The sequence below is a fragment of the Aequorivita soesokkakensis genome (assembly GCF_001641085.1).
In the GTDB taxonomy this organism is placed as follows: Bacteria; Bacteroidota; Bacteroidia; order Flavobacteriales; family Flavobacteriaceae; genus Aequorivita; species Aequorivita soesokkakensis.
In genome coordinates, this window is sequence record NZ_LXIE01000010.1 from 46,751 (window position 1) to 73,587 (window position 26,837).

Genomic DNA, 26,837 nt, shown 5'->3' on the forward strand with positions numbered 1-26,837 from the left:
CTTTGGTTTAGATGCTAAACTAACACCCGAATTTTTCGGGTTAACAGCTTTTTTAATTAATAATGAATATGAACTTTTCAACTGTAATTGGGTACCCCAAGTGAGATACCCAATATAGTTGAGTAATATTAACGTTTAGAGAACTGGAATTTCTTACGAGCTTTCTTCTGTCCGAATTTCTTACGCTCTACCATTCTTGGATCTCTTGTAAGTAAACCTTCTGGCTTAAGGATGCCACGATTTTCATCGTTAAGCTCACACATAGCGCGGGAAAGAGCAAGACGAATTGCTTCTGCCTGACCGGTAATTCCACCACCGAATACATTTACTGAAATGTCGAATGTTTTTTCGTTATCTGTAAGTGTTAAAGGTTGTTTTACTTTATACTGAAGTGTTCCAGTTGGAAAGTAATTTTCCAACTCACGCTTGTTGATGGTGATGTTTCCCTTACCTTCTTTAAGGTACACACGTGCAACAGCGGTTTTTCTTCTACCTATTTTGTGAATTGTCTCCATTACTTGTTGTCGTTAAGGTTAATAGTTCTAGGTTTTTGTGCTTCCTGTCCGTGGTTTGCATCAGCATACACTTTTAGGTTTCTGAACATTTCTGCGCCCAATTTGTTTTTTGGAAGCATACCTTTCACAGCTTTTTCAACAAGCCTTGCAGGGTCTTTTTTGTACATTTCTGTAGCGGTAAGGCTACGTTGTCCACCAGGATAGCCTGTGTGGCGGATGTACGTTTTGTCATTCCATTTGTTACCTGTAAGTTTTACGTTACCGGCGTTAATAATAATTACGTTATCACCACAATCTACGTGAGGGGTGAAACTTGGCTTGTGCTTTCCGCGAAGTAATTTAGCAGCTTCGCTAGCAAGACGACCCAATGCCTGGCCGTCCGCATCTACTACCAACCATTCTTTTACAACGGTATTCTTGTTAGCAGATACTGTTTTGTAACTTAATGTATCCATTAGTTTTTTGTCAATAGGGTTAATAAATCATTGTTTTCTCACCCCCAAACAAAACGGATTTTGTCTAAGAGGGGTGCAAATGTAGTGTTATTTATTTGAAAAGCAAGGGACAGGAAATAAATTTTCTATGAAAAAAGACCGCTTTGCTGTAGGATCAAGAATCAAGAACCAACACTGGAAAATTCATAATTCTGAATTCAGAATTATGAATTGAAATCATTCTTTCACAAATTTTTTCAACGCCATATTCTTCCCAGAATACAACTGTAAATAATAAACGCCCGAAGCCAAACTGGAAACATCCACCGTTGGAGAAACGGTATTAACGTTCCTTTGTAATACGCGGCTGCCAGTAACTGAATAAATGTTTAGTTGGTCTATATTTTGGGATTGGGTATTAACCTGCAACGTATTTTTTACGGGATTGGGGTAAAGGGTTATTGTGTTGTTGAATGGATTTTCCGTTATGCCCAATATTTCAGCATGGTGGATAATCCAAAAATCATAGCCACCACGGGAATCCTCTGCCTTATCACCTGAAATATCAGAAGTAGATCTGCCTCCAATTGTAAAGGTTCCGTCTGTGTTTAAAAGTATTAAAGGGTAAGCATCATTATAATTTCCACCTATAGTGTTTTGCCCTTCAATAACTCCCACTTCATTCAATTTTAAAATCCAAAAATCATTTAGGCCAAGGCTATTTTCTGATTTATCTCCTGAAATGTCTGAGAATGACATTCCTGCCAAAATAAATTTATTATCTTGAGTTTGAATAACAGTATCTGGACGATCTTCTTCACTGCCACCAATTGTTTTGTCCCATTCAATATTACCATTCATATCTGTCTTTAAGATCCAATAATCGTAGTAACCTTTGGAATCTTCTGTCTTGTCGCCAGAAGCGTTAGAGATCGAGCTACCAATTACCATATATCCTCCATCAATTGTGGGTATTACGTTTGTTAAAAGATCCAAACTGTCTCCGCCATAAAATTTTTCCCAAGAGGTATTGCCGTTAGAATTCACTTTCATTACAAAATATGAAAGCGTTGAAACAGGATACTTACCCCGTGCACCAATAACATATCCTCCATCATTTGTTAGTTTTAAACTTGTCATAATAACTGCATGACCTCTTTGCCATTCAATAACTCCATTAATATCCAATTTTACCACCCAAGTGTCGGTTGTGTATCCATTGTTTCCATTATTTGCCAGAGTTCTATCACCGGATATCCCAGAATCTGAAGTCCCGGCAATTAGGTATCCGCCATCATTTGTTATTTCCACATTAAATGCTTTGTCGTTGTCATCGCCTCCTATGGTATTCTGCCATTCAATAGTGCCGTTAGCATCAATTTTAACAATCCAATAATCATTACCACCTTGCGAATTTTCGGCTTTCTCTCCTGAAATATTAGAATTAGAATATCCTGCCAAGATGTAACCTCCATCTGAAGTTTGTTTGGCATCTGCCAAATATTCTTCTTGATTTCCCCCAATAGTCTTTTGCCATTCAATAGTACCAAAGCCATCAAATTTTATTAACCAATAATCCTTGCCACCACGTGAATTTTCTGTTTTTTCTCCCGAAATATCACTTTTTGAATTCCCTCCCATAAAAAAACCATCGTCTTCAGTGGAAAGTATAAAGTTGGGTTCATCCCAATTGCTGCCGCCAACAGTGCGTTGCCAAAGAATGTTGGGATCCTGAGCATATATAGTAAATAGGGAAACGAATAAAGCTAAAAGTGTAGTTGTTTTTTTCATAATATTGAAAAATTAATTTAACTGTCTTTTAATCAACAAAATACGGAATTATGATTTTTTTCTAGCTATATCTCCACAAAAATTTTTTCGATTTCAATAAGTTATTCTTTCACAAACTTTTTAACAGCAACATTTTTCCCCGAATACAACTGCAAATAATAAACGCCCGAAGCCAAACTGGAAACATCTACCGTGGGAGAAACGGTATTAACGTCCCTATACAATACGCGACTGCCAGTAACTGAATAAATATTTAGGTGATCTATGGTTTGTTCTTGGGTATTGAGTTGCAATGTGTTATTTACGGGGTTAGGGTAAAAGGTTATCGTATTGTTGAAAGGGGTCTCAGGAATGCCCAATATTTCAGCATGGTGTATGATCCAATAATCATTACCGCCCCGGGAATCTTCTGTCTTATCTCCAGAAATATCTGAGGTAGATCTGCCTCCAATTGTAAAGGTTCCGTCTGTATTTAAAAGTATTAAAGGGATTTCATCATTAAAATTTCCGCCTATAGTATTTTGACCTTCAATATCTCCTGCTTCATTCAATTTTATAATCCAAAAATCATTTAAGCCAAGGCTATTTTCAGTTTTATTTCCTGAAATGTTTGAAAATGATTCTCCAGCCAAAAGATACCCATTATCAGGGGTTTGAATTATATTTGCAGGAATATCGTTATCACTGCCCCCTAAAGTTTTGTCCCATTCAAAATTGCCATCAGCATCCATTTTTACAACCCAATAGTCAACTCCTCCTTTTGAATCTTCCGTCTTATCACCAGAAACATTGGAATCTGAATAGCCAATTGCAATACACCCCCCATCTGCTGTAATATTTATGTTATATAACCAATCTTCACCATCTCCACCATAAAATTTTTCCCAAATGGTCTCACCGTTGGAATTGACTTTCATGATATAATAGGATGTTTCTATAATAGGGTATTTATCAAGGGCTCCAATAAAATAACCTCCATCATTTGATAATTTTAAGCTTCTCATAATAACTGAATGGGCCCTTTGCCATTCAATATTTCCATTTATATCCAATTTTATAACCCAAGTGTCAGTTGTATAAGGATTAACTGCTTGATTTAGTAATGTTCTATCGCCTGATATCCCCGAATTTGAGATACCGGCGATTAGATAACCACCATCAGCGGTTATTTCCACATTATATACACTGTCATATGCATCACCGCCTATGGTGTTTTGCCATTCAATAGCACCGTTAGTATCAATTTTAACAATCCAATAATCGTAATTTCCTTGTGAATTTTCTGTTTTTTCTCCTGAAATATCGGAATTTGAAAACCCTGCCAAAATATAACCTCCATCAGCAGTTTGTTTGGCATCCCTCAAAAATTCCTCTTGATTTCCTCCAATAGTTTTTTGCCATTCAAGAGTACCTGAACTGTCAAATTTTACTATCCAATAGTCCTTTCCGCCACGTGAATCTTCCGTTTTTTCTCCAGAAATATTACTCTTTGAATTCCCTCCCATAAAAAAACCATCGTCTTCAGTGGAAAGTATAAAGTTGGGTTCGTCCCAATTGCTGCCGCCAACAGTGCGTTGCCAAAGAATGTTGGGGTCCTGGGCTTTCATCATAAATATAGTAAGGATTATTGCCAAAAATGTAATTTCTTTCTTCATCAGACTTAAAATTTATTATTGATAAAATATTTTATGAAATGTATTTCTCTATTATTCAATGCTCTAGAATATCATAAAGTTAAATATTTCTTAAAACAATTTTGTTAATTATGTCGTAAAAATCACTTAAGTGTATTATAAAATTGAACTTTTAATTTCTATAAAGCCTTTAATTTGAATTCCTAACATTTAAACTTTATATATTATGAAACGATTAATGAGTGTATTATTTATTGCGATTTTGTTCGCATCCTGTTCTTCAGATGATGATTCTTCATCTTCGGAAAACAGATTGGAAGGATCTTGGACATTGACCCAAGCTAATCTTGGTGCCCCCATTGACTTTAACAATGACGGTACCGCAGACCCTAATTTTATAAACGAGGTGCCTTGATTCACCGGTGATATAACTTTTAAAGCTGATGGAACTTTTACACAAAATTTCAGCAAAGTGGAAGCCGAGGAACTAAATGGGGAAATTATGTATATATGCAATGGAACCCTTACAAATTCTGGAACTTATGAATTGAATGGTGACCAATTAACCACCACGGTAGATACTGCAACAGGGCCAGAGGTTACAACTACAACAATTACCTTAAACAATGATATTTTAAAGGCCACTTTTGATTACCAAGAATATGGCGACATTGAATTTGTTTATCAAAAGGATTAAATAAATTTCTTTAAATGACATAATTTAAAAGGGTGTTTCCATCAGAAATGCCCTTTTATAATTTGATTTAACTACCAATGGCAACTGGACATGGTCCATTTAATTAATGCGCTTCCAGCCAATTCTCCCCAACCCCCATATCTACTTCTAACGGAACGGAAAGTTTGTATGCGTTTTCCATTTCGTGTTTTACCATCGTTTTTAGTTTTTCCAATTCGGGTTTGTAGGTGTCGAAAACAAGTTCGTCATGAACTTGAAGCAGCATTTTGCTTTTGTAGTTTTCTTCTTCCAGCTTTTTGTGAATATTTATCATCGCAATTTTAATGATATCTGCAGCACTTCCCTGAATTGGAGCGTTAACGGCGTTTCGTTCCGCGGCGCCACGCACAACTTGGTTGCTTCCGTTGATGTCTTTTAAATAGCGTCTTCGTCCCAAAACAGTTTGCACATAACCATTTTCACGGGCAAAATCTATTTGCTCGCTTATGTAATTCCGAAGTTTTGGATAGGTTTTATAATAGGTTTCTATCAAATCTTTTGCTTCGCCTCGGGAAAGATCGGTTTGGTTGCTCAATCCGAAAGCGGAAACACCGTAAATAATCCCAAAGTTTACAGTTTTTGCATTGCTTCGTTGTTCGCGTGTCACTTCATTTAAAGGAACATTAAACACTTTTGAAGCTGTAGAAGCGTGGATGTCTTCCCCTTTTTTAAAAGCTTCAATCATTGTGTCTTCTTCACTTAACGCAGCTATGATTCGGAGTTCTATTTGTGAATAATCCGCAGCCATCAAGACATAATCATCATTTCTTGGAATAAATGCTTTTCGAACTTCGCGTCCGCGCTCGGTTCTAATTGGGATATTTTGAAGGTTTGGATTGTTGCTGCTCAGTCGCCCAGTTGCGGCTACAGTCTGCATATAATCTGTGTGCACCCGACCAGTAGTTTTTTCAACTTGGTCTGGAAGTGCGTCCACATAAGTGCTTTTCAATTTTGAAAGACCGCGATATTCCAATACATCGCGGATTATTTTATGGTCTTTTGCCAAATAGGAAAGTACATCTTCAGCAGTTGAATACTGTCCCGTTTTGGTTTTTTTAGGCTTATCTATCAGTTTCATCTTTTCAAAAAGAATATCGCCCAACTGTTTTGGTGAAGCGATATTAAAGGTTTCACCGGCCTCTTCGTAAATGTGTTTTTCAAGTTTAAGAATGTCTTTGTCCAATTCTGTGGAAAGCTTTTTCAGAAATTCCTCGTCAAGATTTATGCCTTCCAATTCCATGTCTGCTAAAACGCGAAGCAAAGGCACTTCAATTTCATCAAATAGTTTTTGGGTATTGGCTTCTACCAATTCTTTTTCGAAATGTTCTTTTAATTGAAATGTTACATCGGCATCCTCAACAGCATATTCCGTCTGCTTTTCAATTTCAACATCGCGCATGTTGAGTTGGTTTTTGCCTTTTTTACCAATCAATTCCGTGATGGAAACTGGCGTATAATTCAAATACGTCTCGCTTAAAACATCCATATTGTGGCGCATATCTGGGTTTATGAGATAGTGCGCAAGCATGGTATCGAACAATTTTCCTTTTACTGAAATGTTGTATTTCGCTAAAACTTTTATGTCGTATTTCAAATTTTGACCAATTTTCTGAATGGATTCATCTTCAAAAAACGGGCGGAGTTCTTCCAAAAGTAGTTGTGCTTCTTCACGATTTTCGGAGAAGGGAATGTAAAAACCTTTACCCTTTTCCCAAGAAAAAGCGATTCCAACCAATTCTGCTTCCAACGGATTTAAGCTTGTGGTTTCCGTATCAAAACACACACTTTTCTGTTTCATTAAATTCTGAAGAAACAATTTGGTGCCCATTCCGGGTTGAACGGTTTGGTAGAAATGTTCCGTGTTTTCAATAGTTGCACGGGAATTGTAGCTTTTTATTTCTTCCGAAGCATCGCCATCGTTGCCAAAAAGCGAAAATTGACCTTCGCCGGCAGGATTGCTTTTAGCAGGTTTAGCCTTAGTTTCTGAAGCGCTATTATTTTCTGGGGTTACACGACTAGTACCAACGGAAGCCATTCCTTCAATTGAAAAAGCATTCAAGAAATTATCTTTTAGCCTCCTAAATTCCAGTTCATCAAAAATTTCCAAGACTTTCTGTGTGTCTGGGGGACACATTTCAAAATCGGCTTCATTAAAATCCACGGGAACGTCCAGCATAATGGTCGCCAGCTTTTTACTGAGCAAACCAAGCTCACCGTTTTCCTCAACCTTTTCCTTCATTTTGCCTTTTAGCTTTGCCGTGTTTGCGAGAAGACCTTCCATAGAGCCAAATTCTTTCAGAAATTTCTTCGCAGTTTTTTCGCCCACGCCCGGAAGTCCCGGAATGTTATCACTGCTGTCGCCCATCATTCCTAAAAAATCAATTACCTGTAATGGGTCTTTTACTTCAAATTTCTTTTGAACTTCTGGAATGCCCCAAGTTTCATAACCTCCACCGAAAACAGGGCGATACATAAATATATTTTCTGAAACCAATTGTGCAAAATCCTTGTCGGGCGTAACCATATAGGTAGTGTAGCCTTCTTTTTCGGCTTTTTTTGCCAAGGTTCCAATAACGTCATCGGCCTCAAAACCATCCTTGACCATAATTGGAATTTTCATGGCCTCAAGAATATCGCAAATGTAGGGAATTGCAAACCTGATAGCATCTGGGGTTTCATCCCTATTTGCTTTATATTCTGGAAACATTTCGTTGCGGGCCTCGCTTCCGCCTTTGTCAAAACAAACGGCCAAATGGTCTGGGCGCTCTCTTTTCACAACGTCTATTAGTGAATTCATAAACCCCATAATGGCTGAGGTGTTCTGGCCTTTGCTGTTTAATCTTGGGTTTTTTATTAAAGCGAAATACCCGCGGAAAATTAGAGCGTAGGCATCAACAAGGAAAAGGCGTTTTTTTTCTGACATAATTTTATTTGAAAATGATGTCAGCCTGAATGCTCCCGATAGCTATTGGGGGGAAGGTCAAAGCGAATTCAGAAATTGAAAGCGTTTCGACTGCGCTCAACGTGACATTGAATTAGCTTCAAAAGTAAAAATAAGTATTTGGAAAATGGGCATTATACCAATAAAAAAAGCCGCTCCCCACAGCGGCTTTCTTCTCACAAAACTAGTTGAATCATGAAATTACAACTAACTCAATTATCGGGACAGGTAATTTCTTTTGCTACGAGATTCCCTTTATCATCGGGTTGATAGCGAAAACATTTTCCAGTGGCGCTTTTCATTATCACGCCACGATGTAAATTGTTTATGAATATATCACCATCTGCCACTTCCAATAAACTTTTAGGGTCTGTAGTATTAATGCCAATACCGCCGCCACTATTACCTGTATTTGTTCCTGGGTCTCCTTCACAAGCATCGCCTACGCCATCATTATTGGTGTCGGTTTGTGAAGCGTTGGCAAAGGTGGGGCAGTTGTCGCAAACATCGCCTACACCATCACCGTCGGTGTCTAATTGGTCAGCATTTGCTGTGGAAGGGCAATTGTCGTCAACATCTAAAATACCATCATTGTCAGTATCGGGTTGGGTAGTGTTACAATATGGGATAATCGTTGCAAAAGAAGAACAGTTGGTATTATTGCTATTTATAGTAATTGTACCACCCGCATAGGCTGAGCCATCTATAAAATTTCGCATCACACAGCATTCGTCCAAAGCAGGATTAAATCTTAAATTAATTGCGTCACCAACAACAATAATATTGTCCAGTTGAGAAATATCAGTTAACACATCGTTGTTGATTATATTTAAATCATTATTGATACTTACTAAATTCTGCACACCATCCAATGAGGTAATAGCATCTGCATTATTTAATGTAAACGTATCTAATGCTGTAATATTAGTAAGACCGCTTATAGACGTTAAAGAAGGACAGCTTATAATTACCATATCATTTAAAGCTACCAAATTTTGTAGTGGATCAAGATTGTTTACACCAGTAGAAGATAAAGTGACTCCATCAGAATTTGTAAGGTTTCCAAAGGCTGCCAAAGAAGTTAATGAGGCACATTGAATGAAATATAAGCCTGAATTTAATGAAGTTAAGTTGGGCATTGAAGCAATAGTAGCAAGAGAGTTATTTGTTTGAAATTGCATCGTGCCACAAGAATTTAAATTTGGAACAGAAAAACTTGTAAGATTACTGTTGGATTGAATGTAAATTGCGCTTGCCTGAGTTAAATTTGGAAAGCTAACAGCGGGTAATATTGCATTGGACAGGATGTTCAATTGGCCTGTTAAAGCAGCAACTTGATTAACAGAAGCTATGCTTGTAAGTACTGTGTTTGAGGTTATAGTCAAGGTATTGCCAAAAGCAGCTGTAAGACCATTTAAGGTTGTTAAAGCAGTATTATCATCAATAGTTACGTTTCCTCCAATGGTACTAATATTACTGAAATTAGTTAGTGAAGTAAATCCAGTATCTTCTATGGTAAAATTATTTACTACCGTAGTTAACGAAGAAAAATTTATTGAGGTTAAGGCCTGTAACCTATACAATTGAAAATTTCCGCCAATACTTTGCAAACTCGAAAAATTGGCAGATGTAGGTAAATTGCTATTGTTAAAGTAAAAATAAGAACCGACCGTTGTTAGCCCTGGTAAGTTGCACACAGAAAAGTTGTAGAATTGAATAGTTAAAGCCCCACCAACCGTTGAAAGGTTTTGCAAGCCAGCTAAACTAATGTTTAACGATTGTATTATCAAGTTACCTGTTACATCAGTTAGGAATGATAAACCCGATAAATCAGTAATTCCACCGCCGTTAATAGTTAAATTACCGTCTATAGTATCACAACCTGTGCCTCCATAAGTGCTCACAAAAGTATCTACTGCAGCTTGGGATGTTAAGCCTACATTGCCAGTAATGCAAGTTTGAGCAAAAATGAATTGAGAGAAAAGCAGAAACGCTATAAAGTAAATTGTTTTCATGGTCAGTTCTTTAAAGGCGAGTATCCTTTTGGATAATTAACACCTTAAAACTACAGGATAGTAACTTTGGACAGGATTTTTTTTAGTGAATGGACGAAATTTTTTAGTGAAGCACTTTTTCAGAAGAAAGAAACTATTGTTCTTGCAATCTAGACATTAGCAATTCTTTATGGGAGGAACTCAAAGGAATTTCCTCATCACCCAAAAAAACCACAGTGGAAGTTGTGGAAGAAATTTTTTTAATATTTACCCAATAAGAACGATGGGTCTGTACAAAATTATTGAGGTTCAGTTTTTCTGAAGTATGCTTTAAAGTATGTGGCACCAAAAAATTGTCTGAAGCCGTAACCACATAGCAGTAATTATCAAAAGCTTTCAAATACAATATGCTTTCTTGATTTATTTTATGCGTGCGTCCTTCAGATTTCAGTAATATAAAATCTTGGTTTGTCAAGGAAAAATTATGCCAAGCTAGTTCAATATTGCTTCGCAATCCGTTCTCCGTAAAAGGTTTTACAATATAACCCAATGGGTGTGTTTCCTTAACTCTTTTTATGGTTTCAGGATCTGTTTGTGAAGTGAGATATAAGTATGGAATTGCGCGTTTGTCCAGCTCTATGGCGAGATCTATACCATCTTTTGCACCTTCCAGTTGAATATCTAGTAAAACCAAATCGGGTTGGTTTTTATCTATTGCAGGCAAGGCTTCGTCAAATTCATCACTGTCGCCAATCACGTGAAAACCTTGTTTTTTTAAAGCCGAAGTAATTGTGGCTACAATGAGTGGCTCGTCTTCTACAATATAGATTTTTAATGCTTTCAATTTTTGTTTTTAAATATTCTAAAAGGGAAACTATAGCTAGTTGACAAAAAAAGGATTAAGTTTTTAGTGAAGTTACTTCTTTTTTTAGTGAAAGGAATCTTCGGAATACTTTAAAGCTCATTGAACCTATATATATCAATTGTAGCCAAAGTTCCGTTTAAAGAACCTTTGGAAAAATCTACCTTGGCTTTTAATTTTTTTGCCAAAGCCTTTATAAGCTGAATGCCAAAGGAGGTTTCCTCAATTTCGGAAGGCATCCCCACGCCATTATCCTCCACTTGAAGTTGAAGTGTTTCACCACTCTTTTTAAACTGAATCTGCATTTCACTTTTTTCTGAAACTGGGTTGAAGGCATGTTTTAGAACATTGGTAATCAATTCGTTTAAAATAAGTCCTAAAGGCGTGATAGTTTCAATGTCCAAAACCAAGGGTTCTACGTTCAAGCTGTATTTTAAGGCATTTTCTTCAAATTGATGACTTTCAAAAATATCTTTTGTTAAATCGGTAAAATATTCCTCCGTGCTTATACCTACCAATTGCTCTTTGCTGTACAATTTTTGATGTATCAAAACCATAGATCTTACCCTGTTCTGTGCTTCTTTCATGGCCAATTTTGCCTCTTTGTCCACAATGTTTTCGGATTGTAAGTAAAGCAATGACGACACAATCTGGAAACTATTTTTTACACGATGATGGGTTTCTTTCAGCAGCGCATTTTTTTCATCAACAGTAGCTTCCAAAAGAGTTTTCTGTTTTGAGAGAAGCAGGTTTTTGCGTCTGTTTTTTAGAAAAAAGAAAACCAAAAGAACAAACAAAACTAAAAAGGAGCCCAAAATCCAAAACAATAATTTTTGCGCAGCTTCTTTTTTATCCAACTCACGTTGGTTTTTTTCAGTTTCATATTTTACTTCCAGTTCAAAAACGGTTTCATCACGTTGTTTTTCTTTTATTTCTTCAAAAACGTTTACATAAGCATCTCTATATTCAAGGGCTTTTTTATAATTGCCGATAAACGCATAATAATCTGCCAAACTCCGAAGAAGTAAACTTTTATCCCTTATTCCAACTTTGTTTAAAGCCACTTCGGCACGGCTTAAAACACCTTTCATATTTGTGCTGTCTTGGGCCTTTGCTTTTGCGTGCAGCAAAAAATATAGATTTATTTCAGAGTCGGGATTGTCTGGATTTATTTCTGTTGCCTTTTCAATAAAAGGCATTGCTTCTGCATAGTTTTCCTGCTTGGCAAGAAGATTTCCCAAATTGGCATAGGTGCTATAATCAAGCTCTTTACGTACATCAATTTCCAAGCTTTCGAGCATGTATTGTTTCGCTTTTTCAAAATTTTCAAGGGAAGAATTAACGGAGCCCAAATTTATCAAACACTTCTTTTGAAGCTCTAAATCATCGTTTTCCTTAGCCAAATTATAAGCAATTGTATAGTATTTCAAAGCATTTTCATAACTATCCGTTGTGTGGAACATCACGCCAAGGGTATGATAAATTGAAGCCGAATAGGGAAGCTTGCGTTCCTCACAAATGCTAATGCCTTCAAAATAAAAGGTGCTGGCTTTTTCATAATTTCCCTCCACAATTTCGTGATAAAGACCTTTGGTTTCCAGCGCAATGGCTTGTCCCAAATAGTATTTTTTTTCTTTTGAAAGGTTAAAAGCTTTATCGGCATAGATTAGCGCACTGTCGTTTTGGGTAGTTATAAACTCCCAAGCCAGATCAGCGTAGCCCTGCACTTTTTCTGAAGTATTGTTTGAGCTTTCTATTGCCTGTAAAAGACTTTCTTTTTCAGAAAGCGCACTTCCGTTTTGGGAAAACCCAAGGAATCCGAAAATAAAACAAACAAAAAGCGTAACTATTTTCAATAGAAAATCAATTGGTTAGGAATTTCAAGGTACAATTTTTTTCAATTTGTTTTCGGAAGTTATTTGATTGCAATTCGTATTTTTCGCCTTTGAAAAAAGAATAGCAATAAAGAATAAAAAGATGAATAAAAAATATTCCATAGCAATCCACGGAGGCGCCGGAACTCTCGTAAAAGGATTAATGACGCCAGAAAAAGAAGAACAGTACAAAGCTGCCTTAAATGAAGCGCTTGAAAAGGGGTACAATGTTTTGGAAAATAATGGTTCTGCAATGGAAGCAGTTGAGGTAGCCGTAAATCATTTGGAAGATTCGCCACTTTTCAATGCCGGAAGAGGAAGTGTTTTCACTAACGACGGTACGCACGAAATGGATGCCGCAATTATGGACGGCAAAACTTTGGATGCGGGCGCTGTGTCATTAATTACAGGAATTAAAAACCCAATTACATTGGCGCGCGATATAATGGAAAAAACCGAACACGTTTTTTTAGCAGGCGAAGGGGCGTTGCGTTTCGCAAAAAGTTTGGGTTACCATATAGAAACTCCGGAATATTTTTATGACGAACACCGCTATCAACAATGGCAAAATATAAAGGATAGCGATACTTTTCAGTTGGATCACAGTATGAAAAAGGAAGGCAAATTTGGAACCGTTGGTGCAGTAGCTTGCGATAAAAATGGAAACATTGCTGCTGCAACTTCAACAGGAGGGATGACCAACAAACGTTGGGGCCGCGTGGGCGATAGCCCGATGATTGGTTCCGGAACGTATGCGAATAATAAAACCTGCGCAGTAAGCTGCACGGGAAGCGGAGAATATTTCATCCGTGGTGTGGTGGCTTATGATGTTTCCTGCTTAATGGAATACAAAGGAATGACTTTAGCAGAAGCTGCTTCTGAAGTAATAAATAAGCGAGTGCTAGAAATTGGCGGCGACGGCGGATTGATTGCCGTTGATGCCAAAGGAAACATCGCAATGCCTTTCAATACCGAAGGCATGTACCGAGCCTTTAAAACTTCCGAAGGGAAAAAAGAGATTGGGATTTATAAAGAATGATACTATAGATGCTATTGATTCTATGGAAACTATAGTATTTTCAATCAACAATCAACAATCAACAATCAACATACAACAATCAACAATCAACAATTATAAAGTCTGAGATTCAATCACCCGAATGTGGTGCGGTGAAATTTTCAGCTTTTTTTTCTTAATATCGAAGCGATCGCCGTTTGCCAAAATATGAGTTTTCAAATTGTTGAGGGACATTGGCGTGCCGTTTTCAACTAAGGCTTGATTGTTGTGCTTCAATTTTCTGGGATCAAAAAGAATTACCATTCCTGAACCAATCACTTCCACAATGTTACAGTTTTTGATAACAAGCCCTGTATCTTCCGCCAAGCCTATACCAATAAGTTTTGGAAAACGCGCAACCGCCTCGGCAAGCCTTCCGAAACGTCCGCGACGTATAAAATGCGAATCTATTATTAAGTTTGGAATAAAGCCCATGCCTTCTCCCATCAACACTGCTCCTTTTGTAAAAGCTTCTTTTATTCCGCCGCCTTTTATCATTTCCTGACTCATGCACATCGCGCCCGCACTGGTTCCGGCTATTACAAAATTGTCTTTTTCATATCGTTTCTGAATGATTTTGTGAAGCAGGGTTCCGCCAATATATTGTACGATTTTGGACTGATCTCCACCAGAAAACATTACGCAGTCTGCTTTTTTCATCAACTTTAAATGAAGCGGATCCTCTGCTTCCTCACGGTTGCGGATGTCCATAATATGAACGTTTTTACAACCCAATTTTCCAAAAGCTTGCAGGTAATTTTCGCTCACTTCATTTGGAATGCTAGAGGCAGTTGGAATAACGACAATCAAAGCTTCTTTACCGCCACTTTCACGAACTACACGTGAAAGTATTCCCTCCTGTATGTATTCCAAAGTATATATTTCGCTTTGCTCAATACCTTTGTCTTCATTTCCACCTATGGGGATCAGTGTGCCTTTTACGCTCATGAATTTATTTGATTTGCGGGCAAAAATACGCTAATTGTTATAAAAATTAATCATATATTTATCAAATTCGAACGAAACTAACAAATCCGTCAACTTATGCGAATTAGAGAAATCAACGCCATGCGAGGGCCAAATTACTGGTCTATACGTCGTCATAAATTAATAGTAATGGTCCTGGACCTCGAGGAAATGGAAGAACTTCCTTCCAACAAAATTGAAGGTTTCAGCGATCGGCTGAAAATGATGTTCCCCAGTATGTACAGCCATCGTTGCAGTGTGGGCGAACCCGGCGGTTTTTTCCAAAGAGTAGAAGAAGGCACCTGGATGGGGCACGTTATTGAGCATATTGCACTGGAAATACAGACCTTGGCAGATATGGACACGGGTTTCGGTAGAACGCGAGGTTATGGCGAAAAGGGCGTTTATAATGTGGTTTTTAGCTATGTTGAGGAAAACGTGGGGCGTTATGCGGCCAAAGCTGCTGTTGATATTTGTAAAGCAATTATTTCTGGCGATAGCTATAATTTGGAAGAAGATATTCAGCGAATGCGTGAAATTCGCGAAGACGAACGTCTGGGGCCAAGTACTGGTTCAATAGTAGAAGAAGCCGAAGCCCGCGGAATTCCGTGGATTCGTTTGAATAAATATTCCCTTTGCCAATTGGGTTACGGCGCCAACCAAAAAAGAATACAGGCAACCGTAACTTCTGAAACCAGCAGTATTGGCGTAGAAATAGCATGCGATAAAGAAGATACAAAATACCTTTTGGAACAGGCCGAAGTTGAGGTGCCACGTGGTGATATTATTGGCCGAGAAAGTAGCTTGGAAGAAGCTTGTAGATATGTTGGTTATCCTTTGGTTGTAAAGCCTGTTGGTGGAAATCACGGCCGTGGAATCACCGTAAATATCAAAAATTATGAAGATGCTTTGGTGGCCTTCCATGCCGCGAAAAATGTTTCCCCAAAAGTAATTATTGAAAAATATATCACGGGCGAAGACTATCGTTTACTGGTAATAAATAACATTTTGGTTGCTGCGGCAAAAAGAAGTCCAGCACATATAATTGGCGACGGAAAATCAACTATTAAAGAATTGGTTGATGAGGTAAACAAAGACCCACGCCGTGGTTATGGACACGAAAATGTACTTACCAAAATCACAATAAATGATTTAACTAAAACAATCATTGCCGCAAAAGGTTATACCGAAGATTCTGTTCCAGCAAAAGATGAAAGAGTTATTTTGAAAGACACTGCAAACCTAAGTACTGGCGGTACTGCTGAGGATGTTACAGACATCGTGCATCCTTCAAACGTTTCTATGTGCGAACGTATTTCAAAAATAATAGACCTCGATATCTGCGGAATTGATATTATGACCACAGATATTAGTCAGCCTTTAAATGAAACTGGAGGTGCTGTTTTGGAAGTAAACGCAGGTCCAGGTTTTAGGATGCATTTGGCGCCAACAACCGGTTTGCCCAGAAATGTTGCCGCGCCGGTAGTCGACAAACTATTTCCGCAGCAAGGCGATACCGGCAGAATTCCAATCATTGCAATTACGGGAACCAACGGAAAAACCACAACCACGCGATTGATTGCCCATATGGCAAAAATGAAAGGTCATAGAGTTGGTTATACTACAAGCGATGGCGTTTATATTCAGAATAGATTATTGATGAAAGGAGATTGCACGGGTCCCGCAAGTGCAGAATTTGTACTGAAAGATCCAACGGTGAATTTTGCCGTTTTGGAATGTGCCCGCGGAGGTTTATTAAGAGCTGGTTTGGGCTTTAAAAAATGTGATGTGGGGATCGTAACAAATGTTGCTGCAGACCATTTGGGCCTCAAAGGAATTCATACTGTAGAGCAATTGGCGAAGGTGAAAGGCGTAATTCCCGAAACCGTTTTGCCCGATGGCTATGCAATTTTGAACGCGGATGACGATTTGGTTTACGAAATGCGAAGAACCATCAATTGCAACCTTGCGCTGTTTTCAATGGATGAGGAAAATCCAAGGATAAAAGCGCTTCAAAAGCTGGGTGGAATTACCGCTATTTACGAAAATGGATATGTTACACTTTGTCGCGGTACTTGGAAAATGCGCATTATGAAAGCTGAAAATATTCCATTGACTTATGGCGGAAAGGCAACTTTTATGATTCAGAATATTCTTCCGGCAGTAATTGCTGCAAACGTTCGCGGAATAGGGATTGAAGATATGAAAATAGCTTTGGAAACCTTTATTCCTTCAGCAACGCAAACTCCGGGAAGATTGAATCTCTTTCAGTTTGAAAATTTCAGCATTTTGCTGGATTATGCACACAATCCTGCGGGAATGCTAGCTTTAAAGAATTTTGTTGATTCTTTGGAAGCCACGGAAAAAGTAGGGATAATTGCTGGCGTTGGAGATAGAAGGGAAGAAGACACGAATGAGCTGGGAAGCATCGCTGCTGAAATGTTTGATGAAATTATTATTAGACAGGACAAAAACCTACGCGGAAAAAGTGAAGAGGAATTAATAAAAATGTTGGACTCCGGAATAAAAATGAAGGATCCCAACAAAAAAACCACGATCATCCCTTCAGAAAAAGAAGCCATTACACATGCCGTGAAAAATGCTAAAAAAGGTTCGTTAATAATTTGCTGTAGTGACGTAATTCCAGATGCTTTGGAGCTTGTGATGAAATTTAAGGAACAGGAAAGTCGTGGCGAAATGATATTTGCGCAATAAAAAGCAAAAGCCGCTCCTCCTCAAAAGCGGCCTTACTTAAACAATCTGAAATTTAACTCGGTAATTACCGTTTCAAAAATAGCCCGCTTATTTCAAGCGGGCTTTATGCTATTATTAAGTTAATGCAATTTTTTTAAGAAGCATATTTCTTGGCCATTAGTTTTCTTCCTTTAAGTATTCCGAAGAAAACAATGTAACCGTAACAAGCAATGATCAAGAAAAGTGCAAATTTAAAGCCAATATTGTCAGTCAAAAACCCGTACATAGGCGGAATTACAGCTCCGCCAAAAATGGCCATACAAAGCAAACCGGAAGCTTGAGGTTTTAAATCTCCCAAACCGTCTATTGTCAATGCAAAGATGGTGGGGAACATAATTGAGTTGAAAAGACCAACGGCGAGAATAGACCACATGGATGCCAAACCATAAGTGTGCATAGAAATAAGTAGCATTAGGACCGCCAAAGATGCGAAGATTGAAAGTACTTTCGTGGGTTTCATAATTCGTGTGAGATATGCTCCCACAAACCTTCCAATCATTGCGCCGCTCCAATAAAAAACAACGAATGCACCAACAATTGCTTTAGCGTCAATCAAATTTAAATCTGTATTCAATAAATGTTCGGCAATATATTTCATCGTATCGTTTTGTAGAATTATTTCAGAAATATTCATACTCATAAAATAATTCACCAAAAAACTACCGATTGCTACCTCTGCGCCAACGTAAAGAAAAATTCCGAGGGCGCCCAGCATCACGATTTTGTTTTTCAATAATTTTCCGTAGCCTCCCACAGGACTTTTTTCCAATATTTTTGGAAGCTTTATAAATAAGAAAAGGAGCGCTAAAAAACCTATAAATGCTGCAATAAAGAGAAAAGGTGTCTGCACCGCCGAAGCTTCGGAAATGTAGTATGCGCTTTTGTCAATATCATTTAAAACCGAAATTTCTGCGGAAGATTTTATGGTATCGCTCAACAAAAAGGAAGCACCAATTAAAGGAGCGATTGCGGTCCCCAATGAATTAAATGCTTGCGAAAGATTCAAACGGCTGGACGCGCCTTCCTCACTTCCCAAGACCGAAACGTATGGATTGGCTGCAACCTGCAATACTGTAATTCCGCCCGCGAGCGTAAAATATGCAACAAGAAAAAGCCAAAATTGTCTGTCGGCAGCAGCGGGATAAAAAAGCAAACAACCAACGGCCATTGTAATCAAACCAACAATAATTCCTTTTTTATAACCTATTCTGGAAAGAAGCGCTCCTGCGGGAAGGGAAATGACCAAATACGCTAAAAAGAAAGCGAATTGAACCAATACCGCTTGAAAATAGCTGAGTTCAAAAACGTCTTTTAATCTCGGAACCAAACTATCCACCAAAACAGTGATAAATCCCCAAAGGAAAAAAAGAACGGTAACAGTAATAAATGCGGAGCGGAAGGATTTTTTTTCGGTCATATTTGAAGGATGCTATTGATACTTTGAATACTGTTGTTTGTATTGTTTTCCTCTGCGCCCTTTGCGCCTTTGCGGTGTAAACTTTACCGCAGAGTCGCAGAGAACGGAAAGATTTTACTTTTTATCATAAAAATCCGAAGGTATGTTTTCGTTTTTATCGTTTTGATATTTTGTTACCCAAAAACCATCGTGAATTGAGTAATAACCCGTTTCACCTTTTTTGTTCACCGCAATATAACCCACTTGAAAATCTTTAAAATCAGGGCTCTTTTTGATTATTCTTCCTATAGCTTCCTCACAAGCCTGTTGAGGAGTTTTGCCTTGGCGCATCAACTCCACAATCAAAAAACTGCCTACGGTTTTCAGAACTTCTTCGCCCAAGCCTGTTGCAGTTGCACCGCCAATTTCATTGTCGATAAAAAGCCCGGAGCCAATTATTGGCGAATCGCCAACTCGTCCGGCCATTTTGTATGCCAGTCCGCTTGTAGTGCAGCCTCCGGAAATATCGCCATTTTTATCAATTGCAAGCATCCCGATCGTGTCGTGGTTTTCAATATTGATGATTGGTTTGTATTGGGATGTTTTTTTCCATTCTTCCCAAGCTTTTTTTGAAGCTTCGGTGAGCAAATCTGTTTTTTCAAAACCTTCCGAATATGCAAATTGTTCCGCACCTTTTCCTGCTAAAATAACGTGCGGCGTATCTTCCATCACTTTACGCGCAACCGAAATTGGGTGCACAATATTCTGAAGATAAACCACGGCGCCATAATTGCCTTTACTGTCCATAATGCAAGCATCGAGCGTTACGTTTCCGTCGCGATCGGGCAAACCTCCTATTCCAACAGATTGTCCTTCCGCATTTGCTTCTTCAATATTGCAGCCTTTTTCAATGGCGTCAAGTGAAGATTTTCCTTCCTGCAAGACGCGCCAAGCTTCGGCGGTGCTGTCGTTTACGTTCCAAGTGGCGATTACCAATGGAAAATTTTCAGATGAATTTTGAAGTTTTTTTTCTTCGGAAATTAAAGAAAGGTTTTTTCCCGAAGCAAAAACGGAACTTCCAACGGCAATCCCAAAAGTGGAAAGCGAAGCGTTTTGGATAAATTTTCTGCGTTTCATAATTATGGTTTCAGGTTGCAAGTTTCACGTTGCAGGTTTTAAATTTATTTTATGTTGTCGTGGTTCGTGATTCCCTTTAGTCATGTTTCGTCGGCTTACTGCTCATTTCAAAAACAATCTCTTTGCTCTTGGTAATTTCATAGTGCGTCAAATAATTTCTGTCCAGTTTTTTGCCGTCTACCGCCACACTTTTCACATAAATATTTTTCGCGCTTTGGTTTTTTGCAATGATTTTCACAGAATTCCCATTGTCCAAATGTAAAATTGCTTCTTCAACCAACGGACTTCCTAAGGCATAATTCGGCGAACCGGGAACAACCGGATAAAATCCCATTGCACTGAAAATATACCAAGCGCTCATCTGCCCGGCATCGTCGTTTCCGCAAAGGCCGTCCTGCTTGCTTCCATACATTTTGTCCATAATTATTCGCACGCGTTCTTGGGTTTTGCAATCTTTTCCAGTCCAATTGTACAAATACGAAATGTGGTGGCCCGGCTCATTTCCGTGAACATAATTGCCCATAATTCCGTCGCGGGTTATGTCCTCATTTTTTTCGATGTATTTATCGTCGAGTTCCATAGTGAAAAGTGAATCCAAATGTTTTGAAAAGCGTTCTTTTCCGCCCATCATTTCTACCATTTCATCTAAATTCTGCGGAACATAAAGTCCGTAATTCCAAGCGTTCCCTTCAATAAAGCCTTGTCCATGCGTGTCCAGCGGATCAAATTCCTTTCTGAATTTTCCATCGGAAAGTTTTGGGCGCATATAACCAATTTTAGGATCGTAAACATTTTTAAAATATTCCGAACGTTTCAAATAATCTTTTTCAGTTTCGGTATCTCCAACACTTTTCGCTAGCTGCGCAATGCACCAATCGTCATAAGCGTATTCCAAAGTTTTTGATACCGAAGAACTGCTTTTGTCTTCAGGGACGAAACCCATTTTTTTATAATCGCCAATGCCGTCAAAATAGGCAACGTTTGCCGTATTTATAGAAGCTTCCAAAGCGTGTTTTTTATCAAAATCACCCACGTTTTTTGCAACCGCATCAGCAATCACCGAAGTTGCGTGATAGCCAATCATGCACCAGTTTTCATTGGCATAATGGCTCCAAATGGGCAGCATTTTATGAACGCTTTGGTCGTGGTGCGCCAACATACTTTTTATCATATCGTTATTTCGCTGCGGGTGGATTATATTGAAAAGTGGATGCAGCGCGCGGTAGGTATCCCAAAGTGAAAAAATGGTGTAATTGGTAAATCCGTCCGAAGTGTGGATATTTTGGTCGAGACCGCGGTATTGCCCATCAACATCTTCATAAATTATTGGACTTAGCATCGTGTGATAAAGTGCGGTATAAAAAGTGATTTTATCTTCGGGGGTGATGGATTTCACTTCAATTTTTGAAAGTTCCATGTTCCATTTTTGTTGGATTTCAGCTTTGGTTTTTTCAAAATCCCAATGCGGAATTTCGGCTTTTAGATTTTTCATCGCACCTTCCGTGCTCACTGAAGAAAGTGCGAATTTTATAGCAATCTTTTCATTTTCTTCGGTGTCAAAATTGAAATAAGCTCGAATTTCCTTTCCCGCCATTTCTGGGAAATTTTCTGCTTCGTTGAATTTTCTATAAAACCCATTGTATTTGGGTTTGTCGTATTTTTTATGACCGTAACTTTTGAAAGGTTTTGAAAATTCCATCACAAAATAAACTGTTCTTGTCCGCGCCCAACCGTGTGTTTGGCGATATCCTGTAACGGTTGAATCATTTTCAACCCGAACAAATGTCCAAACATTTTTATCGTCGTAACCATAAACATTGTAAACCATATCGAGAATAATGTGCGCCTCATCACTTTTCGGGAAAGTGTATTGATGAAAACCCACACGTTCACTTGCAGTAAGCTCTGCTGTGATGTTGTAATCGTCCAATTTCACTTTGTAAAAACCCGGCGAAGCCATTTCATTTTTATGTGAAAATGAGGAAACAAACCCCTTTTCGCCATTTTCGGTTTTCAGCGGATCCAAAACCAATTTTCCCATTGTCGGCATCACCAAAAAATCGCCTAAATCCGAATGTCCCGTTCCGCTGAAATTGGTGTGCGAAAACCCGATAATCGTGGAATCTGCATATTGATAGCCAGCGCAGTATTCGTATGTTTTTGGATTGTAATTTCCATCGGCTTGATACATTGTTTGCATATTCGTCTGCGGACTCAATTGCACCATCCCAAAAGGAGTTGTAGCGCCGGGAAAAGTGTGTCCCATTTTGTCTGTGCCGATAAATGGATTTACAAATTGCGTGAAATCTTTGGTTTGTGCGAATGTGTTTATGCAACTGAAAATTGCGACTGTATAAAAAATTATTTTTTTCATTCAATTATAATTAAAAGAGGTCTCGACTGCGCTCGACCTGACATCATCATTTTCCCCCTTCGGAGGTTAGGGGGCTTATTTCATCCACAAAAAGCCAAGCTTTTCCGCCATAACCTAAATGTCCTTTTGGAAGCGCACCGAAGTTTTTTGCTGAAATTTTTATGAATTGTATATTTTTATTTATTTCGAATTCAATCGTTTTAATTCCAGCCTCTTCCGAAGGGATTTCGGCTTCGATTTTTTGAATTGGCAGTTCCGTAAAATCGGTTCCGTTTTCAGAAACTGAACAGGAAACGTCCTTCGGATAAAAAATCCAGCTGCGTTGGTCTTGCAGAAAATTCACCGAAACTGTTTTCACTTCTTTTGAAGAACCTAAATTAACTGTCGCCTTCAAATCTTTATCGTGATAACCTTGCCAAGCGCCGGTTCTAAAATCAATCGCGCCGTGAACGCCGTCAATCAAGGCATTATCGCCACCCCCGTTGTATTGGTTTGCGTATTCAGTTTCCAGTTTTATGCTGAGGTTTGGGTCAATTTTGTAAAAATGTGTGGAAAGCAAAGCGCTTCTTTTTCCCAAATTCCTTGCGGAAGGTTTTGCCGGAAGTTGTTCCGCATACGTTTTTAAAACGGTTTCTTCGGAAATAATAAAAGGTTTGCTGTATTTTTTGAATTCTGAATCATTCAAGGAATAATAAATATCAGTTTTTTCCGAAGCCACCGCTAGGGAGATTTCAGTTTCATTTTTAAAAGCGACATCGCCTTTTGCAATAAATGGTGCAGAAACAATCAAGTTTTCGGTAATTTCAGTCTTCGGTATTTCATCATCTTTTGTAGCCCAATTGGAAGGTTTATCGGTCATTTTAAAAACCAATTTTCCACCAGCCATAATTTCTGAATGGTAAATAAAACTTCGGTTTAATGGTTTTCCATTTAGTTTTGCCGAAGCGATATATTTATTGGTGTCCGAAAGATTTTCTGTAGAAATCTCAAACTTTTTTTGGTCCTCTAAATTGATTGTGGCCTTTTCAAACAAAGGCGTGCCAATAATATATTGATTGCTCGCGGGCGTAACAGGATAAAAACCCATCGCGCTGAAAACATACCACGCGCTCATTTGTCCGCAGTCCTCATTGCCCGAAATTCCGTCAGGGGCATTTTGGTACATTTCATTTAAAATTTGATGAACTTTTTCCTGCGTTTTTGCAGGTTTGTTTACAAAATTATAGAGATAAGCCATATGATGGCTTGGCTCATTTCCGTGGGCGTATTGACCAATCAAACCAGTAATATCTGCTTGTTCGCGACCCGAAGTTTCATTCTTTGCAGTGAAAAGTTTATCGAGTTGTTTTTCGAATTCAGCTTTTCCGCCCATTAAATTTATCAAGCTAGAAATATCCTGTGGAGAGTAAAAACTGTATTGCCAAGCATTCGCTTCTGTGTAATTGAAATTTACTTCATACGGATCAAAAGACGAAAACCAAGTATTTCTGAAACGACCGCGCATAAACTTGGTTTCTGGGTCAAATACGTTTTTGTAATACTGTGCCCTTTCAGAAAAAAGTTTGTAATCTTCGGTCTTCCCCATTGCTTTCGCCATTTCCGCAATTGTCCAATCATCATAAGCATATTCCAACGTTTTTGAAACCGATTCACTTTCTTCTTCCACGGGTATAAAGCCGAATTCTTTATAACTTTTTAGCCCCAATTTATCCTGCATCGCGCTGTGTTTCATAGCTTCAAAAGCTTTTTCAGCATCAAAACCGCGAATTCCTTTTAAGTACGCGTCCGAAATTACTGGAACGGCGTGATATCCAACCATGCACCAAGTATAGTTCGCCGCCAAAGGCCAAATGGGAAGAATTCCGCCTTCGTCATATTTTGCCAATAGTGAATTTATAAAATGGGTAGTACGTTCTTTTTCAATGATAGTGTACAATGGATGCGCGGCGCGATAGGTGTCCCAAAGTGAAAAAACGGTGTAGTTTTCAAAGTCGTTACTTTGATGGATTTTCAAATCCATGCCGCGGTAGCGGCCGTCCACATCTTGGTACAGATTTGGCGCTAGCATCGTGTGGTAAAGAGAAGTATAAAAAATTGTTTTCTCGTTTTGGTTTTCAGTTTCGATTTCGATTTTACGTAGCTGTTTTTTCCAAGCAGTTTCGGCTTCGTTTTTTATCTGGTGAAAAGATTTATTGCCAATTTCTGCTTCCAAATTTTTCTTAGCGCCAGCTTCGTCAACTGCTGAAATGGCTACTTTAATTTCGAGTTCATTTCCTTCGGAAGCGTCAAATTCAAAAGCTGCTTTTACTTTTTCACCTTCTGTTTTTTCGTTTAAAAATGTTACGTTTTTATATGGTCGGGAAAACTGAATATTATAAAAAAGCCGCTGGTCCTTTGCCCACGCATCAGAATGACGATGGCCGGAGATTTCGGTTTTTGAAATAGTTTTTATTTCAGAACTCAAAACTTTATCGCGGTGTTCCAAATCAAGAATTACAATCTGTTTTGAATTCTTCGGAAAATTGTAATGATGGATTCCGCTTCGTTTTGAAACCGTAAGTTCAACTTCAATATTTGTATCATCCAACAGCACTTTATAAAAACCGGGAGAAGCAGTTTCGTTTTCGTGTGAAAAATGTGCGCGATAGCCTTTTTCTTCACTTGCGCCATTGTTGAAATTCACAGTATTTGTAGGCATTAAAAGCACATCGCCGTAATCACTTACGCCAGTTCCGCTAAGATGTGTGTGCGAAAAACCATAAATATATTCATCGCTGTAATGATAACCGCTGCAGCCATCCCAACCATCTAAACGTGTATCGGGGCTCAATTGTATCATCCCAAACGGCATCGTGGCTCCAGGATAGGTGTGGCCGTGCCCGCCAGTACCGATAAAAGGATTTACGTGTGAAATTAATTTTTCGGAAGAATTCTTCTCTTGGGAAAAACAGAAAATAGAATAGAGGCAAAAGAGTAGGGATAAGGTTTTTCGCATTTCAAAAAAAATATTCTGAAAAGATACTAAAACCGTTAAAATAAAGTGAAGTTGCGTTTCAGTTTTTTGAAACATACTATCTTTAAAAATTCTCTCTACTCTATGCGTTGGTTCATTTTTATTATCATTTATATTCTGGTTGATATTTATGCCTTTCAGGCTGTAAAAACTATTACAAAAAGTCCGTGGTTGCACGGTTTGTATGTTTTTATTTCGCTGGCGGTTTTGGCTGGGCTCATTTATGAACTTTCCTTTATGGGTTCCGCAAAAATGATGGAACCGCCAAAAATGTATTTCTTCGGAATTTTTCTGGCTGTTTTTGTCCCGAAATTATTGCTCGTCATCATTATGTTTGGCGAAGATATTGTTCGGTTTTTTGTCGGGATTTTTATGAAAGTTGCCGGAAGCGATCAATCATTTTATATGCCTTCGCGAAGAAAATTTGTAAGTACCATTGCTTTGGGAATTGCGGCAATTCCTTTCGCATCCCTTATTTACGGGATGGTTCAAGGAAAGTACAATTATAAAGTGCTGAAATATGCTTTGGAATTTGATGATTTGCCGGATGAATTTGACGGTTTCACTTTAACCCAAATTAGCGATGTTCACAGCGGTAGTTTCGACAATCATCATAAAGTGGAATATGCTGTAAACCTTATAAACGAACAGCAAAGCGATGTGATTCTTTTTACGGGTGATTTGGTTAATAATATAGCCGATGAAATGAACGATTGGAAGCAACTTTTTTCAACTTTAAAAGCGAAAGAAGGTGTTTTTTCAGTTTTGGGAAACCACGATTATGGCGATTATGTGAAGTGGGAAAATACTACAGAAAAGGCTAAAAATCTTGAAAAATTGAAAGCGCTTCAAAAAGAAATGGGGTGGAATTTGTTGCTGAATGAAAATAGATATTTTGAACGTAATGGTCAGAAAATAGCTTTGGTTGGAGTTGAAAACTGGGGTGAAAACGGTTTTAAACAAGCTGGTGATCTGGATAAAGCCTGCGAAGGTATTTCTGATAAAGATTTTAAAATTTTGATGAGCCACGACCCATCACATTGGCAAGCAAAGATAAAACAGGATCCACGCCATTTTCATTTAACATTGAGCGGACATACACACGGAATGCAATTTGGCATTGAGATTCCTGGAATAATTAAATGGAGCCCCATAAAATATAGGTATAAAAATTGGGCTGGAATTTATGAGGAATTTGGAAGGTACATAAATGTTAACCGCGGGTTTGGATTTTTGGGCTATCCAGGACGTGTTGGTATATGGCCAGAAATTTCTGTTATTCAACTTAAAAAAAGACAGAATACCGTATAATATTCGGGAAATGTTATATTTGTATTACAATTGTTCAAGTAACACTAT

General features: G+C 38.3%; 18 protein-coding genes. 5 read left to right on the forward strand and 13 right to left on the reverse strand.

The genetic code is table 11. The features are described from left to right. Positions 1-128: 128 nt before the first annotated feature. The 4 genes from rpsI to A7A78_RS05335 form a co-directional block, all read right to left on the reverse strand. The gene (gene rpsI / locus A7A78_RS05320; protein WP_068761414.1) at positions 129-515 is read right to left on the reverse strand and encodes a 30S ribosomal protein S9; all 387 of its coding nucleotides are present in this window, start codon (positions 513-515) and stop codon (positions 129-131) included. After that, complete coding sequence (rplM, locus tag A7A78_RS05325; RefSeq protein WP_068761415.1) at positions 515-970, reverse strand: 50S ribosomal protein L13; 456 nt, start codon at positions 968-970, stop codon at positions 515-517. Before rplM ends, rpsI begins: the two co-directional genes overlap by 1 nt. A gap of 216 nt (positions 971-1,186) precedes the next feature. Beyond that, positions 1,187-2,740, reverse strand: coding sequence for a T9SS type A sorting domain-containing protein (locus A7A78_RS05330; RefSeq protein ID WP_068761416.1), 1,554 nt, complete (start codon positions 2,738-2,740; stop codon positions 1,187-1,189). A gap of 101 nt (positions 2,741-2,841) precedes the next feature. After that, positions 2,842-4,395, reverse strand: coding sequence for a T9SS type A sorting domain-containing protein (locus tag A7A78_RS05335; protein ID WP_068761417.1), 1,554 nt, complete (start codon positions 4,393-4,395; stop codon positions 2,842-2,844). Between the two features lie 205 nt (positions 4,396-4,600). Between A7A78_RS05335 and A7A78_RS14995 the strand changes: the two genes are divergently transcribed. Both A7A78_RS14995 and A7A78_RS05340 read left to right on the forward strand, forming a co-directional pair. Further along, positions 4,601-4,789 carry a hypothetical protein gene (locus A7A78_RS14995; RefSeq protein ID WP_131811110.1) on the forward strand — a complete coding sequence of 63 codons (189 nt, stop codon included), beginning with the start codon at positions 4,601-4,603 and terminating at the stop codon, positions 4,787-4,789. Positions 4,790-4,801: 12 nt separating this feature from the next. Further along, a complete protein-coding gene (locus A7A78_RS05340) occupies positions 4,802-5,071 on the forward strand; it encodes a lipocalin family protein (RefSeq protein ID WP_117624753.1) in 270 nt (89 codons plus the stop codon). 103 nt (positions 5,072-5,174) lie between these two features. Here A7A78_RS05340 and polA read toward each other — a convergent pair whose 3' ends face one another. The 4 genes from polA to A7A78_RS05360 form a co-directional block, all read right to left on the reverse strand. Further along, positions 5,175-8,033: a DNA polymerase I gene (gene polA, locus A7A78_RS05345; protein WP_068761419.1), complete on the reverse strand. Its 2,859-nt coding sequence runs from the start codon at positions 8,031-8,033 to the stop codon at positions 5,175-5,177. A 230-nt stretch (positions 8,034-8,263) separates the two neighbouring features. Continuing rightward, the gene (locus A7A78_RS05350; RefSeq protein WP_068761420.1) at positions 8,264-10,066 is read right to left on the reverse strand and encodes a thrombospondin type 3 repeat-containing protein; all 1,803 of its coding nucleotides are present in this window, start codon (positions 10,064-10,066) and stop codon (positions 8,264-8,266) included. A 133-nt stretch (positions 10,067-10,199) separates the two neighbouring features. Continuing rightward, positions 10,200-10,889 carry a LytR/AlgR family response regulator transcription factor gene (locus A7A78_RS05355; RefSeq protein ID WP_068761421.1) on the reverse strand — a complete coding sequence of 230 codons (690 nt, stop codon included), beginning with the start codon at positions 10,887-10,889 and terminating at the stop codon, positions 10,200-10,202. A gap of 110 nt (positions 10,890-10,999) precedes the next feature. Continuing rightward, positions 11,000-12,763 (reverse strand): tetratricopeptide repeat-containing sensor histidine kinase, encoded by a 1,764-nt coding sequence (locus tag A7A78_RS05360; RefSeq protein WP_068761422.1) that lies wholly within the window; start codon positions 12,761-12,763, stop codon positions 11,000-11,002. 121 nt (positions 12,764-12,884) lie between these two features. Here A7A78_RS05360 and A7A78_RS05365 point away from each other — a divergent pair, with 121 nt between their 5' ends. Then, entirely contained in the window at positions 12,885-13,820 is a 936-nt protein-coding gene (locus A7A78_RS05365) for an isoaspartyl peptidase/L-asparaginase family protein (RefSeq protein WP_068761423.1), read from the forward strand. Positions 13,821-13,913: 93 nt separating this feature from the next. On the opposite strand, the gene A7A78_RS05370 is transcribed toward A7A78_RS05365, so the two are convergent. Continuing rightward, positions 13,914-14,786 (reverse strand): cyanophycinase, encoded by an 873-nt coding sequence (locus A7A78_RS05370; RefSeq protein ID WP_068761424.1) that lies wholly within the window; start codon positions 14,784-14,786, stop codon positions 13,914-13,916. A 96-nt stretch (positions 14,787-14,882) separates the two neighbouring features. Here A7A78_RS05370 and cphA point away from each other — a divergent pair, with 96 nt between their 5' ends. Beyond that, positions 14,883-17,519, forward strand: a complete 2,637-nt coding sequence (gene cphA, locus A7A78_RS05375) for a cyanophycin synthetase (protein WP_068761425.1) — start codon at positions 14,883-14,885, stop codon at positions 17,517-17,519. Between the two features lie 133 nt (positions 17,520-17,652). On the opposite strand, the gene A7A78_RS05380 is transcribed toward cphA, so the two are convergent. The 4 genes from A7A78_RS05380 to A7A78_RS05395 all read right to left on the reverse strand — a co-directional run bounded on the left by A7A78_RS05380 (position 17,653) and on the right by A7A78_RS05395 (position 25,460). Next, entirely contained in the window at positions 17,653-18,975 is a 1,323-nt protein-coding gene (locus tag A7A78_RS05380; RefSeq protein WP_068761426.1) for a sugar MFS transporter, read from the reverse strand. A 114-nt stretch (positions 18,976-19,089) separates the two neighbouring features. After that, positions 19,090-20,091: an isoaspartyl peptidase/L-asparaginase family protein gene (locus tag A7A78_RS05385; protein WP_068761488.1), complete on the reverse strand. Its 1,002-nt coding sequence runs from the start codon at positions 20,089-20,091 to the stop codon at positions 19,090-19,092. A gap of 76 nt (positions 20,092-20,167) precedes the next feature. Further along, positions 20,168-22,465, reverse strand: coding sequence for a GH92 family glycosyl hydrolase (locus A7A78_RS05390; protein WP_068761427.1), 2,298 nt, complete (start codon positions 22,463-22,465; stop codon positions 20,168-20,170). A 46-nt stretch (positions 22,466-22,511) separates the two neighbouring features. Next, positions 22,512-25,460: a GH92 family glycosyl hydrolase gene (locus A7A78_RS05395; protein WP_068761489.1), complete on the reverse strand. Its 2,949-nt coding sequence runs from the start codon at positions 25,458-25,460 to the stop codon at positions 22,512-22,514. A gap of 102 nt (positions 25,461-25,562) precedes the next feature. Here A7A78_RS05395 and A7A78_RS05400 point away from each other — a divergent pair, with 102 nt between their 5' ends. Then, on the forward strand, positions 25,563-26,789 hold the full coding sequence (locus A7A78_RS05400) for a metallophosphoesterase (RefSeq protein ID WP_068761428.1): 1,227 nt from the start codon (positions 25,563-25,565) through the stop codon (positions 26,787-26,789). Positions 26,790-26,837 lie beyond the last annotated feature (48 nt).

What these genes read in the sequence shown, in the direction of transcription:
- A7A78_RS05385 (WP_068761488.1), bottom strand. Translation starts at nt 20,091, where the DNA reads ATGAAACGCAGAAAATTTATCCAAAACGCTTCGCTTTCCACTTTTGGG.
- A7A78_RS05335 (WP_068761417.1), bottom strand. Translation starts at nt 4,395, where the DNA reads ATGAAGAAAGAAATTACATTTTTGGCAATAATCCTTACTATATTTATG.
- polA (WP_068761419.1), bottom strand. Translation starts at nt 8,033, where the DNA reads ATGTCAGAAAAAAAACGCCTTTTCCTTGTTGATGCCTACGCTCTAATT.
- A7A78_RS05370 (WP_068761424.1), bottom strand. Translation starts at nt 14,786, where the DNA reads ATGAGCGTAAAAGGCACACTGATCCCCATAGGTGGAAATGAAGACAAA.
- A7A78_RS05400 (WP_068761428.1), top strand. Translation starts at nt 25,563, where the DNA reads ATGCGTTGGTTCATTTTTATTATCATTTATATTCTGGTTGATATTTAT.
- A7A78_RS05380 (WP_068761426.1), bottom strand. Translation starts at nt 18,975, where the DNA reads ATGACCGAAAAAAAATCCTTCCGCTCCGCATTTATTACTGTTACCGTT.
- A7A78_RS05390 (WP_068761427.1), bottom strand. Translation starts at nt 22,465, where the DNA reads ATGAAAAAAATAATTTTTTATACAGTCGCAATTTTCAGTTGCATAAAC.
- A7A78_RS05350 (WP_068761420.1), bottom strand. Translation starts at nt 10,066, where the DNA reads ATGAAAACAATTTACTTTATAGCGTTTCTGCTTTTCTCTCAATTCATT.
- A7A78_RS05395 (WP_068761489.1), bottom strand. Translation starts at nt 25,460, where the DNA reads ATGCGAAAAACCTTATCCCTACTCTTTTGCCTCTATTCTATTTTCTGT.
- rpsI (WP_068761414.1), bottom strand. Translation starts at nt 515, where the DNA reads ATGGAGACAATTCACAAAATAGGTAGAAGAAAAACCGCTGTTGCACGT.
- cphA (WP_068761425.1), top strand. Translation starts at nt 14,883, where the DNA reads ATGCGAATTAGAGAAATCAACGCCATGCGAGGGCCAAATTACTGGTCT.
- A7A78_RS14995 (WP_131811110.1), top strand. Translation starts at nt 4,601, where the DNA reads ATGAAACGATTAATGAGTGTATTATTTATTGCGATTTTGTTCGCATCC.
- A7A78_RS05330 (WP_068761416.1), bottom strand. Translation starts at nt 2,740, where the DNA reads ATGAAAAAAACAACTACACTTTTAGCTTTATTCGTTTCCCTATTTACT.
- A7A78_RS05365 (WP_068761423.1), top strand. Translation starts at nt 12,885, where the DNA reads ATGAATAAAAAATATTCCATAGCAATCCACGGAGGCGCCGGAACTCTC.
- rplM (WP_068761415.1), bottom strand. Translation starts at nt 970, where the DNA reads ATGGATACATTAAGTTACAAAACAGTATCTGCTAACAAGAATACCGTT.